At 40.8% G+C, this 18,740-nt stretch carries 10 protein-coding genes; 4 read left to right on the top strand and 6 right to left on the bottom strand.

Annotated elements, in window-relative coordinates; genetic code table 11:
- Positions 1-403: 403 nt before the first annotated feature.
- On the top strand, positions 404-1,339 hold the full coding sequence (locus QE404_RS03120; RefSeq protein ID WP_307446350.1) for a DUF4349 domain-containing protein: 936 nt from the start codon (positions 404-406) through the stop codon (positions 1,337-1,339).
- A gap of 161 nt (positions 1,340-1,500) precedes the next feature.
- Here the strand turns inward: QE404_RS03120 and QE404_RS03115 are convergent, their stop codons facing one another.
- Positions 1,501-2,640, bottom strand: a complete 1,140-nt coding sequence (locus tag QE404_RS03115; RefSeq protein ID WP_307446348.1) for an acyl-CoA dehydrogenase — start codon at positions 2,638-2,640, stop codon at positions 1,501-1,503.
- A gap of 144 nt (positions 2,641-2,784) precedes the next feature.
- On the opposite strand from QE404_RS03115, the gene QE404_RS03110 reads away from it, so the two are divergent.
- Positions 2,785-4,563, top strand: coding sequence for an AMP-dependent synthetase/ligase (locus QE404_RS03110; RefSeq protein ID WP_307446345.1), 1,779 nt, complete (start codon positions 2,785-2,787; stop codon positions 4,561-4,563).
- 126 nt (positions 4,564-4,689) lie between these two features.
- On the opposite strand, the gene QE404_RS03105 is transcribed toward QE404_RS03110, so the two are convergent.
- Positions 4,690-5,466 (bottom strand): zinc ribbon domain-containing protein, encoded by a 777-nt coding sequence (locus QE404_RS03105; RefSeq protein ID WP_307446342.1) that lies wholly within the window; start codon positions 5,464-5,466, stop codon positions 4,690-4,692.
- Between the two features lie 2 nt (positions 5,467-5,468).
- Positions 5,469-6,566 (bottom strand): Nif3-like dinuclear metal center hexameric protein, encoded by a 1,098-nt coding sequence (locus QE404_RS03100; RefSeq protein ID WP_307446339.1) that lies wholly within the window; start codon positions 6,564-6,566, stop codon positions 5,469-5,471.
- Between the two features lie 59 nt (positions 6,567-6,625).
- Between QE404_RS03100 and QE404_RS03095 the strand changes: the two genes are divergently transcribed.
- Positions 6,626-7,453 (top strand): ion transporter, encoded by an 828-nt coding sequence (locus QE404_RS03095; protein WP_307446336.1) that lies wholly within the window; start codon positions 6,626-6,628, stop codon positions 7,451-7,453.
- A 41-nt stretch (positions 7,454-7,494) separates the two neighbouring features.
- A complete protein-coding gene (locus QE404_RS03090) occupies positions 7,495-7,656 on the top strand; it encodes a hypothetical protein (RefSeq protein ID WP_307446333.1) in 162 nt (53 codons plus the stop codon).
- Between the two features lie 240 nt (positions 7,657-7,896).
- Here the strand turns inward: QE404_RS03090 and QE404_RS03085 are convergent, their stop codons facing one another.
- From QE404_RS03085 to dnaE, 3 genes are all read right to left on the bottom strand, one after another.
- Positions 7,897-9,834, bottom strand: coding sequence for a T9SS type A sorting domain-containing protein (locus QE404_RS03085; RefSeq protein ID WP_307446332.1), 1,938 nt, complete (start codon positions 9,832-9,834; stop codon positions 7,897-7,899).
- Positions 9,835-9,996: 162 nt separating this feature from the next.
- On the bottom strand, positions 9,997-13,491 hold the full coding sequence (locus QE404_RS03080; protein ID WP_307446329.1) for a fibronectin type III domain-containing protein: 3,495 nt from the start codon (positions 13,489-13,491) through the stop codon (positions 9,997-9,999).
- Between the two features lie 423 nt (positions 13,492-13,914).
- Positions 13,915-18,576 (bottom strand): DNA polymerase III subunit alpha, encoded by a 4,662-nt coding sequence (gene dnaE / locus QE404_RS03075; RefSeq protein WP_307446327.1) that lies wholly within the window; start codon positions 18,574-18,576, stop codon positions 13,915-13,917.
- Positions 18,577-18,740 lie beyond the last annotated feature (164 nt).

The raw sequence follows: 18,740 nt of genomic DNA, 5'->3' as shown, positions 1-18,740 counted from the left end.
ATTTGTTTTAATGTCAATATAAATCTAATCCCTTATTTGCATAAACCAACATGGAAAAATTGTAAAAATGTTGCATATGTATTGTACATTTTTCACTAGGTGGCCTAAAAAAAGTTGGATCCTACAGCAGAATAAAATCCGATCATGAAATTGGTTATTAATTTGAAATACGGAAAAGAAAAAGGAATAAACACCCATTGATCCGTTCCTGTCCAATTGGATTTTTATATGGTTATTTGAGATTTACGTACATGATTGTAGCATAACGCTTGTAAATTTTTTGTAAAATAAAAATAATACATTGATTGTCTACACAATTACAACTTTACCCGGACAATACATTCCTTTTACAAAACTGCACAAGGCAGCGCAGCTAATTTTACTCCAACAAAAAAATTACGTTATGAAAAAGTTTCTATTATCCGCCGCTGTTGCCTGCACCTGTATCATGTGTAAAAAGGCTGAAGGTACCTCCCAATGGGAAAATACAGCTGCAACCGCAGATAGTACGGTGTCAGATATCAGTCATACCATACAAAATATCCATGATGAAGACCGGACTGTAGCTGACTCTGCCGGAATCCGGATCAAAGAACTGGATGATACCGGCCATGAGATCAGGAAAAAAATCGAAACCCAGTCGAAAAGCATTGATTCCCTTACCGAAAGTATAGCATCTGTAAAACTGGAGTCCGCCCCCGGAAAAAAGGATTCTGCCGAAAATAATAAGGAAGAAAAAATAGTGGTCAATGTTCAGGCTCCGAAAGTGATCCGCGAGACCAAAGTGATTTATAAAAACCAGCCAAAAAAACAACCCATCGAAAAAGCTGCCGTTGCCGACAGGCTGGTAAAAACCGGGACCCTGGAGCTTACGGTGAGTGATCCCGAATCTGCGAAAGAAACGGTGATACAGCAAGTGGAAAAATATGACGGCTTTCTAAAAAGCGAAAATATTTCACTGAATAACAACGAAAAGAAAATTGCTTATCTCAGGATTAAAATCCCGATCCAGAAGTTTGATTACCTGATGGATGACCTAAGCTACAACATCGGTAAGGTGGAAACGCAGAGCATTGAGGTGTCGGGAAAAGATTTCATCCGGAATACCCTCTGCGAAGTAGATATTACCCTGTACGGATCCGAAAACCCTGGTGAAAGCACGCACCCTGAAACTCTGGGCGGTCGTTCACTGGCTGCCATATCTTCAGGATGGGAGGCCGTTGCATCAGTATTTCTTTTCATATTACCCTTATGGCCACTATTCCTGATTGCCGGTGCCGGTTACTATTTTTACAAGAAAAAAAGAAGGACTGAAAGCGGTAAAGATTCAGAAGTATAATTTTAATAATATTTTAAGCCGAAAACCGGGATTCAAATAACGTTTGTGACTAATTTTGTCCTATCAATATATATTAAAGTGTTGTGGTTGTAAATGTAAAGGCTCTCCTTTTTGGAGAGCCTTTACTGTTTTATTGATGAGCTTGTATTTAGAGCTGCTTTTTATTTCGCAATACTTCTGGAGATCACAATTTTCTGGATTTCAGAAGTCCCCTCATAAATCTGGGTGATTTTCGCATCCCTCATCATTCTTTCCACATGGTATTCTTTTACATAACCATATCCGCCGTGGATCTGTACTGCCTCAATAGTAGTATCCATAGCCACCTGAGAAGCATACAACTTTGCCATGGCTCCGCTTTCCGAGATATCTTTACCCTCATCTTTCTCTGCAGCCGCCTTGTAGCAAAGCATTCTTGCTGCTGTAATCTGGGTAGCCATATCTGCCAGTTTAAAAGCGATGGCCTGGTGGTTGATGATTTCTGTTTTAAAAGCTTTTCTTGTCTTGGCATATTTCAAGGCCAACTCATAAGCTCCGGAAGCAATCCCCAATGCCTGTGAAGCGATACCGATCCTTCCGCCGTTCAGTACAGCCATAGCAAAGTTAAACCCGAAACCGTCTTCACCGATCCTGTTTTCTTTCGGTATTTTCACATTGTTAAAAATCAGGGAGTGGGTATCGCTTCCCCTGATTCCCAGTTTGTCTTCTTTAGGCCCGATCTCAAAACCTTCCCAACCTCTCTCTACGATAAAAGCATTGATCCCTTTATGTTTTTTCTCAGGATCTGTCTGGGCAATTACGATATAATAGCTTGCCGTTCCACCATTGGTGATCCAGTTCTTGATCCCGTTCAAAAGGTAATAGTCCCCTTTATCTTCTGCTGTAGTCTTTTGAGAGGTGGCATCGGAACCTGCTTCAGGCTCTGATAAGGCGAAAGCCCCGATCACCTGTCCGCTGGCCAATGGTGTAAGGTATTTCACTTTCTGTTCCTCAGAAGCAAATTTTTCCAGCCCGGCACATACCAATGAGTTGTTTACAGACATTACAACAGCGGCAGAAGCATCTATTTTTGCGATCTCCTCCATTGCCAAAACGTAAGAAACACTATCCATTCCCGCACCTCCGTACTGAGGATCCACCATCATTCCCAGAAGGCCCATTTCTCCCATTTTCTTTACCTGTTCTGCAGGAAACTTCTGATCCCGGTCTCTCTCGATAACGCCCGGTAATAGTTCGTTTTGTGCAAAATCCCGTGCTGCCTGCTGAATCATCAGCTGTTCTTCTGATAAATTAAAGTCCATAAAAATTGAATAATTAGATGGTCGCTAATTTACACTTTTTGGGCAAATCTGAAAAAATAATTGACATTTGAAAATAATAAACGAGATTGGCGGTAGTTTTATAAAAATGCTTATATTTAAAATCCTATAAATGCTAAAAAAGTCATGACGATTAAAAGATTATTTGATATTCCTCATTATGCTCTGGAAAAACTTCCGAAAACGGATATGTTCGTTACGAAATACAATGGAGAATGGAAGAAGACCTCTACACAGCAGTTTGTGAGCGAAGGCAATAAAATATCCCGGGGACTTTTAAAACTGGGCATTAAGCCCGGCGACAAGATCGCATTGATCACAACCAATTCGCGTACCGAATGGGCGATCATGGACCTGGGGCTTTCCCAGATCGGGGTGGTATCGGTTCCCGTATATCCAAATATTTCCCCGGAAGATTATGAATTTATCTTTAACAATGCAGAAATCAAGTACTGTTTTGTTTCTGATAAAGACCTGCTGAAAAAGGTGGTTAAGGTAAAAAACAATATCCCGTCACTTCAGGGGATTTTTACCTTTGACAATATTACGGGAGCGGCCAACTGGAGGGAGGTTTTAGATCTTGGGGAGGACGATTCCACACAAATTGAGGTTGAAGACCTGTCCAATTCCATTCATGCAGAAGACCTGGCAACCATTATTTATACATCGGGAACCACAGGCAGGCCCAAAGGGGTCATGCTTACGCATCATAATATCGTTTCCAATGTCCTGGGTTCCGTACCTCGTATCCCTAAAAAGAAAAGCCTGGATTACAAAGATACCCGTGTGCTCAGCTTCCTTCCGATCTGTCATATTTTTGAAAGGATGCTGTTCTACCTGTTCCAGTACAATGGTTTTTCTATTTATTTTGCCGAAAGCATCGATAAGATGGGTGAAAATGTAAAGGAAGTGAAGCCTCATTACATGAGTGTGGTTCCAAGGCTTGTAGAAAAGGTATATGATAAGATCTATAATACCGGAGCTTCATCGGGAGGCCTTAAATCAAAGATATTTTTCTGGGCCCTTGACCTGCTCAGCAAAAAGAAAGAGATTTCAAAACCTTCCGGCATACAGCAGCTTATTGCAGACAAGCTCGTCTTTTCAAAATGGAGGGAAGGCCTTGGTGGCGAAATTATCACCCTGGTTTCGGGATCCGCTGCCCTATCCACGCGGCTTAATTTACTGTTTCAGAATGCCGGAATTCCTATCCTGGAAGGCTATGGATTAACGGAAACATCACCGGTGATCTCTGTCAACAGTTTTGAGAAGATGAAGATCGGAACCGTAGGGCTGCCCTTAGATAATTTAAGCGTAAAAATACAGGAAGATGGAGAGATTACCGTAAAAGGGCCCTCCGTATTCAAAGGATATTTTAAAAACGAACAAATGACCAAGGAAGCATTTACAGACGATGGGTACTTCAGGACAGGAGATATCGGTAACATAGACAGTGACGGGTTCCTGCAGATCACAGACCGTAAAAAAGAGATGTTTAAAACTTCCGGTGGAAAATATATTGCTCCGCAAACCATCGAAAACCTTGCTAAAGCATCCAAATTCATTGAACAGATCATGGTTGTAGGTGATGGCGAAAAAATGCCTTGCGCACTGATCCAGCCAGATTTTGAATTTGCAAAAACCTGGGCGATGCGCAACAACCTTTCCATTGGTTCCACACCTCAGGAGATTGCCAGCAGTCAGGAATTGAAGGACAGGATTGAAAAGGAAATCCATAAAACCAATGAGCATCTGGGCAATTGGGAGCAGATCAAGAAAATTGAGCTGACTCCGGAGATCTGGACTGTGGAAAGCGGATTGCTGACACCTACACTGAAGCTGAAAAGAAAGGCCGTAAAAGAAAAATTCATAGACCTGTACACTAAAATGTATGGCCACCACGAATAAAACTGAAGCCGTTCCTGATTGGGAACGGCTTTTTTAATGAAAATTTCTATAGGATATAGTCGTAATCACCATAAAAAAAGCTGTTTCAATGATTTGAAACAGCTTTTATAGGGATGAATCTGATCCTTAAAATTTAATCACAGATTTCATTCTTTCGTTTTCTTCCATTACCAACTCGTCGTCTACAAGGATTTTTCCGGAATGCTCATCGATGATGATTTTCTTTCTCTGGGCAATTTCCATTTGTTTCTGTGGCGGGATGGTGAAAAATGATCCTTTTGGAGCTCCTCTTTCCAGTCCTACTACCGCAAGACCGTTTACCGAGCTGGTTCTGATCCTGTTGTATGAAGCCAGAAGACGATCGTCAATCTTACCTGCATATTCTTTAGACTGCTCGATTAGATACTCCTCTTCTTTCTGGGTTTCAGCGATAAGTCCTTCCAGTTCTTCTTTCTTAAACTTAAGGTGGTTCCTAAGCTCATCAATCTTTCTGTTCAGTTCATCAAGAGTTTCGTTTTTGTGAGCGATTTTCGCACCGAATTCTTTGATTCTCTTCTCAGCAAGCTGAATTTCAAGCTCCTGGTATTCCATTTCTTTACCTAAGGCTTCAAATTCCTTGTTGTTTCTTACGTTATCCTGTTGGGATTTGTATTTTTCAATAAGGGATTTTGCATGGTTGATCACTTCATGTTTGGTCTTGATCTGGTCATCCTGATCTTTGATATCTGCATGAAATTTTTCAGCTCTTTTCTCAAGCCCTTCAATTTCAATTTCCAGATCTTCTACTTCGATTGGCAATTCTCCTCTTGTATTTCGGATTTCATCCAATCTTGAATCAATGATCTGTAAATCATATAAAGCTCTTAATTTCTCTTCAACTGAAATATCGTTGGTTTTTGCCATATCTAAAGGAAATAATTTACTGGGTTTGTTTTTTCGCTAGATTTTGAGACTGCAAATGTACTAAATTTTTGTGACAATATTTCAAATAATTGCTGGGCAACCCATTGTTCTGATTCATAATGACCTATATCGCAGATGAGCATGCGTGATTCCGCTTTGAAATAATCATGGTATTTAAGGTCTCCGGTAAGGTAGGCATCACAGTTGGCTGCAAGTGCCGCAGCGATACCGTCTGCCCCCGAACCGCCCAGTACTCCTACTCTCCTGATCTGTTTCCCTGTAAAGTCAGAATGTTTGATAACATGAAGGCCAAACTTTTCCTTTACCATCCTCAGGAAATCAGTTTCTTCCATTGCCTCTTCCAGCTCGCCAAACATTCCCAGACCGGAATATGGATGATCATTATCCAGTTGATACACTTGGTGCGCAACTTCTTCATAAGGATGTGCCTCTTTCATAGCCGTAATGATCCTTCCCTGTTTGTAGGCTTCAAAGATAACCGAAACCATATCCTCATCTGCATTCTCACGGATATTCTGCTGACCTGAAAACGGATTTGCCCCTTCTACAGGCCTGAAAGTCCCATGTCCGTTCACGGTAAAACTGCATTCATCATAGAACCCTATACTGCCTGCACCCGCAGCGAACAGAGCCTCCCTTACTTGTCCACTGTACTCAGATGGAACAAAAACGGTGAGCTGCTTCAGGTTATTCTTTTTTGGCTGAAGAATCCTGGTATTTTTCAGTCCCAGCTTCTCACATATCCCGGCATTGACTCCGAATAAATCATTATCGAAAGCTGTATGGACAGCGTAGATTGCAACTTTATTTTCAATGGCTTTCAGCACAGCCCTTTCTACATAGTTTTTACCCGTTAAAGTTTTGAGGCCGGAAAAAATGATGGGGTGAAAGCATACAATAAGATTGCAATTCCTCTGAACGGCTTCATCAACCACAGATTCCAATGCATCATGACAAACCATGATTCCGCTTACATTACGTTCCGGCAGTCCGCACAGCAAACCTACATTATCAAAATTTTCTGCCTGCTGCAGGGGAAGCCTGCTTTCTATTTTTAAAATTACATCGCGTATTGTCATTTTATTCTGTATGTTTGTTACGAAAATAGGGATAATTTAAATAAGTAAAAAACCGATACATGGAAAGAGAACACAACCTTGTTCCCGAAGATGTGCTGTGGAAGAGGTTCCTCTACAGAATTATTTACCGCTCAGACACCCGGCTCGGAAAATTGTTCGATATTGTCCTGTTATCACTAATCTTTGCCAGCACTGCCATTATCATGACAGAGAGCATTCCTAAGCTGGGAAAGAAATACCATTATACCTTTCTGGTGCTTGAGTGGATCATTTCAATATTATTCACCATTGAATACTGGATGAGAATTGCCGTGGTAAAAAATAAGAAAAGTTATATCTTCAGCTTTTTCGGGATCATAGATTTCCTGGCACTTACCCCATTTTATCTTAGCTTCTTTTTTCCGGTCACCAAATATTTCCTGATTTTCAGGATGCTTAGGATGCTCAGGGTTTTCAGGATCTTCAATCTTCTGGATTTCATGAATGACGGATACCTGATCGTTAGGGCACTGAAGAACAGTTCAAGAAAAATTTACATCTTCCTGCTCTTCCTGATTATCTTCTCCGTTATCGTAGGATCCATGATGTTTATGGTAGAAGGCGGAAGGCAGGGATTTGAAACCATTCCGCAATCTATTTACTGGGCTGTAGTTACCGTGACTACGGTTGGTTATGGGGATGTTTCCCCGATTACGCCACTGGGCAAATTTTTCGCGGTTATCCTGATGCTCGCCGGTTATTCCATTATTGCCGTACCTACCGGAATTGTAACAGCAGAAATGCGCAATAAGCGACAGAACCTGGAAAAGGTATGTGAGAGATGCGGGAATGAAGATATTGATGATGATGCCAGGTATTGTAAGCAATGTGGCAAGAAATTAGCTTAGGTTTCCGCATCAGATATCTATTAACAAAATACCACAGAATCATGGAACCAAAAAAGAAAAATAAGCCCAATACCTTAGTTGTTGTTCTTTTCTCTCTGATCATATTGATGATCGTCATTTATTTTATCCTTGTTACTTTTTTCCCAGCTGTTTTCTCAACACTCAATACAGGAGATCTTCAGCCTGTTCCGGCGGATAAATAGTTATATAGAAAAAACTGCTTTTCAAATAAAGCTGAAAATAAAACAGGGAAGCTTATGCTTCCCTGTTTGTTTGCATGGTATTTATTATACATATCATACCTATGCCTTGTCTGCAGCCCTACCAATTCTTAAATACCTTCTCATTAAAAAATATGACCGTAATCTTTAAATGCTTTTTTTTGACCCATCAATACAGTTAATAAAAAAGCGGCCGTTAGAGGCCGCTTTCAGTACAAGTTATTACTTTTTGATTATTTTCAGCGTCTGTTTAGACCCATCTTTCAATTCAAGCGTAACCACATACATTCCTGAGATAAGCTCTCCGTCATGGATCGCCGTTCCCGGATTGGAAATGGTTTTAACCAGTTTCCCTGACATATCCGAAATAGAAGCAGATAGTACTTTATCCGCATTTGAAATATGGAATGATTCAGTAAAAGGATTAGGATATATCTGGAGATCATTTTTAGATTTCACTGTTTCTGAAGTACCCAGATTATTATTGGTGATGTTGATCGTAAATGCTCCCTCCAGGTTATCTGTAAAGCCACTGTAATCTCCTACATTAACATAATAAACTGTCCCTGCAGTGGTAGTGAATGTTATTGTTTCAGTACCTCCTTCAAATGCATTATCAACTGTACCTTCACAAACAAGATTTCCGCATGTACCGGTATAGACACCGATCTGAGGATCAAAGTTGCTTCCCGCAGGCATATTTACCGAAACAGTAAAGGCATTTCCGTTTCCTGTAAAAGTAAACCATGTTCCGTCGTTCATCGCATTGCTGCATGCTGTGACAAACCCTGAGTTATTTGTAGCACCCGCCCCGTCGGACTGAGTATAAGTATAAGGGAAAGCTGAAGCTACCAAAGCACCTGAGCAGCTGTCATTGGCTGGTGGAGGCGGTAAAGTGCCTACACAGATATTAAAACTCTGGTTACTTCCAGCGCCATAATAACTGTATACCCTTACATAATAGGTGTCTCCTACAGTCAGGTTACTCACAAGTGCTGAAGTATCATCCGAACAAAGAATACTAGAAGGGTTACTACAGCTTCCGCTAAATACCTGGAAATACGTATCCGTATCATTAGAAACTGTTCCTACTGAAACAATATTGCTGAGGGAAATGTAATGCGAAGTCGCCGTTGCCACAAATTTAAACCAAACATCATCGTCCGGTTCTCCGTAACAAGGATCAGGAATTAAACCAGAATCCGTAGCTCCAAGAGTGGATCCCTGTGTAGTACTACTGCAGTTCATATTCGGATTTACCGTTAAAGATATCGCCCCTGAGCAGTCATCGTTTCCGGGTGGAGGAGGCAATGTTTTGAACATGACTTCTGTACAACCCGCTGATTCTCCACCGGGTCCTACTGCTACGACCCTTAGATAATAGTTGGTATTCGGTACAAGAGGGGTTGAAGGTGTAAATCCTGTAGTTGTTACAGATTGCTGGTTTACTACATTTGTGCCTCCGGAGGTAGTTCCTATAGAAACTTTATAGCTCGTGGCATTTGGTGAGGCAATCCATGTAATGTTGGGTGACAAAGGTACTGATACCGCATTATTGGCAGGGTATGTAATGACCGGACACGCAGGCAGGCTGCTGCCTGTTAGCCCATTAATGGTTATTACGGACTTATAAGGCACCAGATTCCCCATAGGCGGTGATGCAGGATCAGGAATAGTGTTGTCATCCTTATAATAAATGGAAGAACCTGATACACCATCATATACATAGAAAACATCATCATAATCATTATCATCATAACCCGGGGTATTCTCTTTTGCAGCGATGACCAGATTATTTGTATTATTATAAGCAAAGGGAGTAGCAAAAGTAACTTCTACCACTCCATTGTTATTGGTTACAGCACCAGAATACACCTGAGTAAGCTGAGACAACGGTACCCAGTCTGTATCCGATGAAAAAGAATTTTTGGAGGTATGGCCAACATACACTGTCCAGTTGGAAGAGTTAGTTAAGGACATCGATGGATCAAGATAAAACTTGAGCCCTGTAATATTTCCCGCAGCATTAGCATTGATTTCCTGTTTCGTATAAATCTGCTGTACATAAGAGTACCCGTAATAGGTACTTACCGGAGCCACACCGACATCCGTACTTCCCGTTCCCAGACTAATCTGGGCAGATAATGATAGGCTTATCATTAGTAAACATGAAAATAAAATTTTTACCATAAGTTTATTTCTTAGCGATTCTTACCTTAAAAGTAACAATAAACTTTTGTATTGAATGCATAAAAATTAAAATTTAAGCAAAAAAAATAGCGGCAGTACTGCCGCTATTCATTTTTTATGGTATCTAAAAAATTATTTCTTGATGACTTTTATAGTCTGTTTAGAACCATCTTTCATATCCAATGTTATCAGATACATTCCTGAATTCAGTTCGCTTAAGTTAAGCGCTTCAGCAGGATTGGCTATGGTTTTTATCAATCTTCCGGCAATATCAGTTACTGAAGCTGACTTCACTTTGGAAATGTCAGAAATATGCAGTACATCTGTGAACGGATTAGGATATACCCTGATATCGTTTCTGTTACCGGCTACTTCAGAAGTTCCCAGTGCAGTATTGATAATGCTGATATCGTCAAGATAAAGGTTATACTGATTAGCATCAGAATAAGCATTAAATCCGAAATAATACGTTCCTGAAGCAGTTGGTGTGAAAGTAATGCTTTCCGTATGAAGTGTATTATCATTGATGGAAGAATAATCTGCCAATGCATTGGTCATTCCTGCAACTGATGGAGAAGTCCCGTAAGCTACTTTCATTTTCTCAGTATAATATATGCTGTTATTTCCATATTTGTAAGAAATAGTATACTGTGTTCCTGCGGTCAGGTTAATTCCTTGTGTAAAGAACCATGCATTGGCTGCATTAGCTGTATCATATCCATATTTCAGAACATTGGAATTAAATCCGGTAATATCGGTAGGCGCCGCTGCAGTTACCCACTGTTTACCAGATCCGGCATTTACTGTAGATCCGCAAACCGGTAATGACGGAACGGTTACGTTGTCAAAATTCAAGGTATACGGAACGGTTGCAGCAACGCAAGCCGTAGTGAAGGATAATGATGAAGACCAGATGCTCTGTGAACCTCCACAGTTGGATCTCACCCATACATAATAGGTAGTACCTGGCGTTAAATTCGTTAGCGGAGTTGTCATACCGCTTACCCCAGTTATAGAAGGAGTTGTTGTAGCTGTAGGAGCTGTAGGTGAAGTACTGTAATACACCTGATATCCTGATGGTGCCGTTGCAGGTGCGGTCCAAGATACGGTAGCACCTGTTGTGGTAACTGCAGAAGCAGTCAATGCAGTTGGTTCCGTACATGAAGGAGACAGCATCAGGCTGAAATCATCAAATCCTAAATAGTAAGGCACATAGGTAGTAGCCAGTGATTTAATACCGAAAGTATAGTTACCTGTAGTGGTTGGAACAAAAGTTACTTTCACTTTGGTGTAATTGGTACTTTCCGAACCTCCGGTTGCAGTTTGCGTAGGGGTAAGGAAATTACTTAATGAAGTAGCTCCTGTTGGGGATTGTGTGCCGTTCACCACTACATCTCCCTGCCATCCTGTAAGACCATCACCTACCCAATAGAAAGTAAAGTCATAAGACTGTCCAGCTGTAAGGGCAAATTTAGGAGTCCAAAGATAAGCTGCATTCGTAGTAGGATAATAAATCGTTACATAATTCGGAGCTGACTTAGGATTATTATAGGTATTTCCCGCACTGGTTGCTGAGGTATAGTTTTCTGTAGAGCTATATCCTCCTGCAGTAGAAGCCCAGCATGCAGGTAGAATATTGGAACCAACATTAGTCATAGCATCGAAGTTTTCAGACCATGGTAATGTAGAAACAGGCAGACATTCAGTGGTAAAGGTTAAAACCGAAGACCATGCACTCTGAGAACTTCCGCAATTGGATCTTACCCATACATAATATTGTGTAGAAGCACTTAATGTAGCTGGTAAATTAGCTGATGTTGAGGTTATACTGGAGATGCTTGGGGTTGTAGAAGCAGTCGGAGCAGTTGAAGATGTACTGTAATACAGCTGATATCCGCTACCAGGAGCAGCAGAAGGAGCTGTCCAGGATATGGTGGCACTGTTTGAAGTTACCGCTGACGCTGCTAATGCAGTCGGTGCATCACATGAAGGAACCAGTTCATAAACAACATCATCAATAAGAACAGAGTATGCAGGGCTTCCTGTATGTCTGAAAGCTAATGTAGTAACTCCTGATGGTGCCGTAATATTGTTTACAATAAAGTTATCTACAGTAGTTATACTCGTTGTGGTAAAAGTAGACAAATTAACAAATGTGGTAGCATCTGCAGGGTTGGTTAAATATCCTACTTCTATCTTACCTCCGGCAGTGGAGTTTCCTCTTGCCTTGAATCTAAGTCTGTAGTTACCGGATTGCAATGTACTCACAGGCGGCATTGAAACTACCGGAAGTGAAGTAGTGGAAGAAGCATAGATGTACATATTATTCGGGGAAGATATAGCTGTACTCGCCTGAGTATAGGCACTACCTGTACTTCCTACTTTACCCCAGCACATTGGCCAGTCTGGTGTGGTTATGCTATCAAAATTCTGAGAGAATGTTGTTGCAGCAGCACATAAAGTAGAGAATGTTCTTTCTGTACATGATGCAGACGTAGAATTTGCATTATATGAATTCAGTGTATAATAATACTTCGTCCCGGCGTTTAGAGCTGAAGAGAAAGTATATGAAGTCACATTACCTAGGTCCTGATTGTTCAATACATTGGTTCCTCCGGAAGTAGTTCCTACAGATAGCTTATAACCTGTAGCCCCTGTTACGGCAGTCCATGTAATAGTTGGTGTTGTAGAAACTCCAAACGCTCCCAATGCAGGCGCCGTCACTACAGGACAAGGAATATTGGCTGTCGTAAAACTGTTCTGGGCACATCCAGCTGATGTTCCTCCAGCACTGTATGCATTTACAGAATAATAGTATTGCTTGGAATACTGTAAAGGTGTTGTAAAAGTGTAAGAGGTCCCACTTGTAATATCCTGATTGTTTAAAACATCTGTACCACCTGCGGTAGTTCCTACAGATAACTTATATCCTGTTGCACTGTTAACGGAACTCCAGGAAATAGTTGGTGTTACAGAAACACCTGTAGCGGCTGCAGCAGGAGCCGTAACAACAGGGCAGGAAGGAGTTGCACTTGCTGTAAGGCCTACCAGAGTAACAAGAGATTTGCTTCCGTACAGCGTTCCTGCAGGAAGCGTTCCTGCAGGATCCGGATTGGTAGTGTCATTTCTGTAATACAAAGTTGAATTAGCAGAAGAAGCATACACATACATGGCTTCAGAAGAGTTATTGGAATCATATCCCGACTGATTTTCTTCTGCCGCAATAACCAGATTATCTACATTATTGTAGGCAAATGGTGTAGTGAAAGTCACTTCCACAACCCCTGCATTGTTGGTTACTGTACCGTCAAATACTTTGGTAAGGTTGGCTACAGGAACCCAATCTGATGTGGAGGTAAAAGACGTCTTACTGGTATGACCGATGTAAACCACCCAGGCATTGGAATTGGTAAGTGTAGCTGTTGAAGATAAGTAAAACTTCAACCCTGTAATATTACCGGCAGCATTGGCATTGATCTCAGATTTTGGAAAAATCTGCTGAACATACGAGTATCCGTAATAGGTACTTACCGGAGCGGGCCCTTTGTTAGTACCAGAGCCCAGGGTAATCTGTGCAGACATACTGGAAGCCAGCCACATCAAGCACATGAGTAGAATTCGTTTCATAAGGGGTAAAAAGATTAAATTAGGCTACAAATGTATAAATATTTTTAAGGTATACACAATAATCCATGATTTATATTATCAATGTAATCTATAAAATTGATATAGTTTATAAAATATTAAACAGACATTTAATAATATTATCTTTATCTCATTATAAGGATTTAAATTAATATTATGATTTTCAAATATTTAATAAAATAACTCTACTTTTTTCGATCAGAATAATATGTTTATTTATATTGAAAAAAAATTAGCTCCTATCCTATTATTATAAATTGAAATTACTTTTTAGACTCTAATTTTAAAGTTAGTAATAAAGAAATTGATGAATTTGATGTAAAATTTTGATTAATGGCTTTAATGAGATTAAAAACAAAAAAAGTGGCTGTTTACAAGCCACTTTTCCATTATGAATATAATACTTTAATTCAGGTAAAATTCATATTTATTCAGCAACTGGATCTCTTTAATCAGGTCTCCATTCAGACTCACAGAATGCCTCATGGACTGCACTTCCAGCTGCGCCTCATCCTCAGTATTCTTAATAAAGAATTTCAGCTTCTGGTCACCTCTGTTTTTTTCCACTATATTCTGAAAAAAGACAAGATCTTCCTGTCTGAAATCCATGACATCCATTACCAGCGAAATACTTTTTGCAAAACGCTCAAACGCTTCCTGCAGCTCAATTACTTCATTGACGTTCACAAATACGCGGCCGTCTTTCACCTGGGCAAATTTAATCTTAAGGATCACAAACCTCTGCACCTCAAGTTTTTCTTTTAGCCGCATATAATCCCGGTCTCCCAGCCTGAACGAATAGGATCCCGAGTAGTCTTCAAGCGTAAGAAAAGCTACCTTCTCACCGCTCCGGAAGCCATCCTGAACGCGGTATTCCGTAATGAGTCCGGCAACAGTATACTCTTTTCCTCCACCACCGTTTTCACGGTCTTTCTGGATCTGTTTCCAGTCTTTCTTTTTCTCTTCAAAAAGCTCTTCCTGTTTATGGGCAAAAGTCTGTTCTTTATATGCATCTAACTCATCCAGGTTCAGAAATCCGAATGTGCCTTTAGGCTCTGCCTTTTTGGTGGTTTCTTCTATGATTTCCTCCTCACCGGCAATAATTTCATCGGGAATGATTTCTGCAACATCTATAGAGTCAAACTGAGTTTCCGGTTCCAGAATGGGTGGCACATCTTGTGTAATCTTTTCTTCTTCATCTTTTTCCAATACTTTTTTCTTGGAAAGCTGTCCCTGCATAAACTGGAAATGATACCTGAATTCATCCAGAGGATGTGCAGATAGGTAAAATCCAATAATTTCTTTTTCCTTATTTAATTTATGCATATTCGGCCATTCCGGGCATGGAGGCAGTTTTGGCTGCTCAATCTGTACTTCTTCAGCAAAATCCGCAAAGAGAGAATGCTCCATTTCGTTTTTGCTTTCCTGGAAACTTTGACCATACCTGATCAGCCTCTCCAGATTGGTTCTGCCAGCTGAATCGATATCAAAATACTGACCTCTGTGGTATATATCCAGTTCATCAAATGCACCGGCCACCACTAAACTTTCCGCCACCCTTTTATTCATCTGTGAAGGAAGGATGCGTTCAAAAAAGTCATATATATTTTTAAATCTTCCTTTTTCACGTTCACGGGTAATAGCCTCACTTGGCCCCTCGCCGATTCCTTTGATTGCACCAAGCCCGAAGCGGATCTGCCCTTTTTCGTTCACAGAGAACTTATACTGAGATTCATTGACATCAGGACCCAAAACATCCACACCCATACTTTTGCAGTCTTCCATGAACATGGTAATCTGGGCGGTATTGTTGATGTTGTTACTCATTACACTGGCCATATATTCCGCAGGATAATTTGCCTTCAGGTAAGCCGTATGATACGCAACTAATGCATAGCAGGTAGAATGGGATTTGTTAAATGCATATTCAGCAAATGCTTTCCAGTCATTCCAGATTTTATTCAGTTTCTCTTCGTCGAGATTGTTTTTCTTTCCGCCTTCAATAAACTTCGGGTACATTTTATTCAGAACGTCAATCTGTTTTTTACCCATAGCTTTTCTCAGCGTATCCGCCTCACCTTTGGTAAAGTTGGCCAGCTTCTGAGACAGCAGCATCACCTGTTCCTGATAAACGGTAATCCCATACGTTTCCTTAAGATATTCTTCGGTTTCAGGTAAATCGTAAACAATTTCTTCAATACCGTGTTTCCTGTTAATGAAGTTCGGGATATACTTGATCGGACCTGGACGGTACAATGCATTCATGGCGATAAGGTCGGCAAAAACAGTTGGCTTAAGCTCTCTCATGTATTTCTGCATTCCCGGACTTTCATATTGGAAAATCCCTATCGTTCTTCCTTCTTTAAAAAGCTGATATGTTTTAGCATCATCCAGAGGAATATCATCAGGATTAATCTCAATACCGTGTTTTTCCTTAACTATTTTTATCGCATCCTTAATAATGGTAAGCGTCCGAAGACCCAGGAAGTCCATCTTAAGAAGACCGGCACTTTCAGCAACCGAGTTATCGAACTGGGAAACCAGGATATCAGCATCTTTTGCAGCAATAGTTACCGGAACCAGGTTGCTCACATCTTCAGGTGTGATAATTACCCCACAGGCATGGATTCCCGTATTCCTGATGCAGCCTTCCATCTTTTTTGCACTTGCCAGCACACTAAAACGCGGGTCGTCTGGATTATCAAGTACCAGCCTCATCTCATCAACAAGCATTTGATCTTCAGGCCTCAACTTGTCATATTTCGACAGTGCTTTGGCAATATTCATCCCCGGTGTGGATGGGATGAGCTTGGCGATATTATTGGTATCCGGAATCGGAAGGTCAAGAACCCTTCCTGCATCCTTAATGGCAGATTTACCCCCCAAAACGGAATAAGTAATGATCTGCGCCACCTGGCTCTGTCCGTACTTTTCAATAACCCACTTAATAATCTTGTCCCGTCCCTCGTCATCGAAGTCAATATCGATATCGGGCATGGAAATCCTTTCCGGGTTCAAAAATCGCTCAAAAAGGAGATCATAGGCGATAGGGTCAACATTGGTAATTCCGATACAGTATGCAACAGCCGAACCTGCAGCCGATCCCCGTCCGGGACCAACCCATACGCCCATGTTGCGGGCTTCATTACAAAAATCCTGTACAATAAGGAAATATCCCGGATATCCTGTGTTGGCAATAACATCCAGCTCAAAATCAAGACGCTCTTTAATTTCCTCTGTAATCTCAGCATACTTTTTCCTTGCCCCTTCATAGGTGAGGTGGGTAAGGTATGCCATCTCTCCTCTTTTTCCTCCGTCCAGCTCATCCTCCGGATGCACAAATTCTTCAGGAATATCAAACTTCGGAAGAAGAACGTCCCTTTTCAGAGTATAAGGACTGAATTTCGCAAGAAATTCTTCATAAGCATCAAAAGCATCAGGATAAGCCAGAAAAGCCTCTTTGATTTCATCGCGGTTCTTGATGTAATATTCATGTGTCGCCAGTCCTCTCCTTTTACCAAAACCTTTGCCTACAGGAGTGGTAAGCTTTTCACCGTCTTTGATGCAGCTTACAATATCCTGAATATTGGCATCATCCTTATTGGTATAGAACGTTTCGTTCTGCGCCAGGATCTTAACATTATATTTATCCGCAAAATAAAGCAGTACTCCGTTCAAATGCTCTTCCTCAGGAAGATTGTGGTTCTGGATCTGGACGTAAAAATCATCTTCAAACGTGTCTTTCCACCATTTGAACAGCTCTTCTCCTTTTTGCTCACCCGTATTAAGGATAGCATCCGGAATGTCCCCGTTAATTCCTGAAGTCAGGGCAATCAATCCTTCTTTGTACTGGGCAATCAGTTCTCTGCTGATTCTGGGTACCCCGAAGTAAAAACCTTTAAGAAAACCGATGCTGGAAAGCTTGGCTAAATTCTTATATCCGTTAAAATCTTTCGCCAGAAGAACTACCTGGGTCCTTCTGTCGGGATCATCTTTTGTAAACTGTTTCTGTTCATATCGGTCGGAGATGTAAAACTCACATCCAACAATAGGAATAAGCGGATCCGCTGATGGCTCTGCTTCATTGAATTCTGTTGCATTTTCTTCTGCTTCCTGTTTTTTAGCGAGATATTCCTTATGTTTTTTACTTCGGTCCGAATTTACCGATTCAACAGCGGAAACAAACTTAAAAGCTCCCATCATATTTCCCAGGTCAACAATTCCAACTGCAGGAAAGTTGTTATCAACAGCTTTCTTTATCAGATCGGAAATTCCGCTGGTAGCGGTTAAGGTTGAGAAAACGCTATGGTTATCAAAATTGAAATATTTACCCAGATCGATATCGTCAATGCTTCCGAAATCGGTCTGTTTCTTTTTATTATGAAAATCGGCGACCTGCCTTCTGATAACGATATCGAAAGGCTGTATAGGTCCCGGATAAATGGTCTGGAAATATTTTAACTGGTCTTCGGAGATTTTCAGCAGCTCAGCAGGAATAATTCCTACACGCATCATTTCGAAAAACACTTGGGCGGTTGCATTAACGTCTGCCGCAGCATTATGCGCTTCATCAAATTTATTCCCGTATAATTTTTCGTAAAGTTCCTCCAGTTTAGGCGGTTTAAACCTTCCTCCCCTTCCTCCGCCGAGCTGACAGAAATCTGTTCCCAGAATCATGGTATCTGCCTTTGGCTTCTCCTGAAGGTTATCCTTCATGTTTTTCCTGAAAAACTCTGCCCCAACGATATTGTAATCAAACTCTACATTGTGTCCGGAGACAATTCTTACCTTATCAAGGACCTTTGAAAATTCCTCAAGAACTTCCTGCAGATCTCTACCTTCATCGTTGGCAATCTTGGTGGTGATACCGTGGATTCTTGCCGCGTTAAACGGAATATCATAACCTTCCGTCTTGATAATATAATCCTGGTTTTCTATAAGCTTCCCGTCGTCATCGTGCAGCTGCCAGGCGATCTGCACCATTCTTGGCCAGTTTTCTGAATCCGAAAGAGGAGCATTGAAATTCTTTGGTAAACCAGTGGTTTCTGTGTCAAAAACTAAATACATGTAATTTTCTGGTTTTTCATTAAAACAGCCTGTAAAGTTACTTTATTTTTTTCTGTTTTGAAACGACCTGAGTCATATTGCCAACTTAAAATTAAGTCAAAACAGAAGGACTAAAGATACGTTTAATTGAATAATTTTCTCAATTTTCACATTTTTACTCAATT

The organism is Chryseobacterium camelliae (assembly GCF_030818575.1).
GTDB classification, from domain to species: Bacteria; Bacteroidota; Bacteroidia; order Flavobacteriales; family Weeksellaceae; genus Chryseobacterium; species Chryseobacterium camelliae_A.
This window is presented reverse-complemented; position numbering and strand designations above follow the sequence as displayed.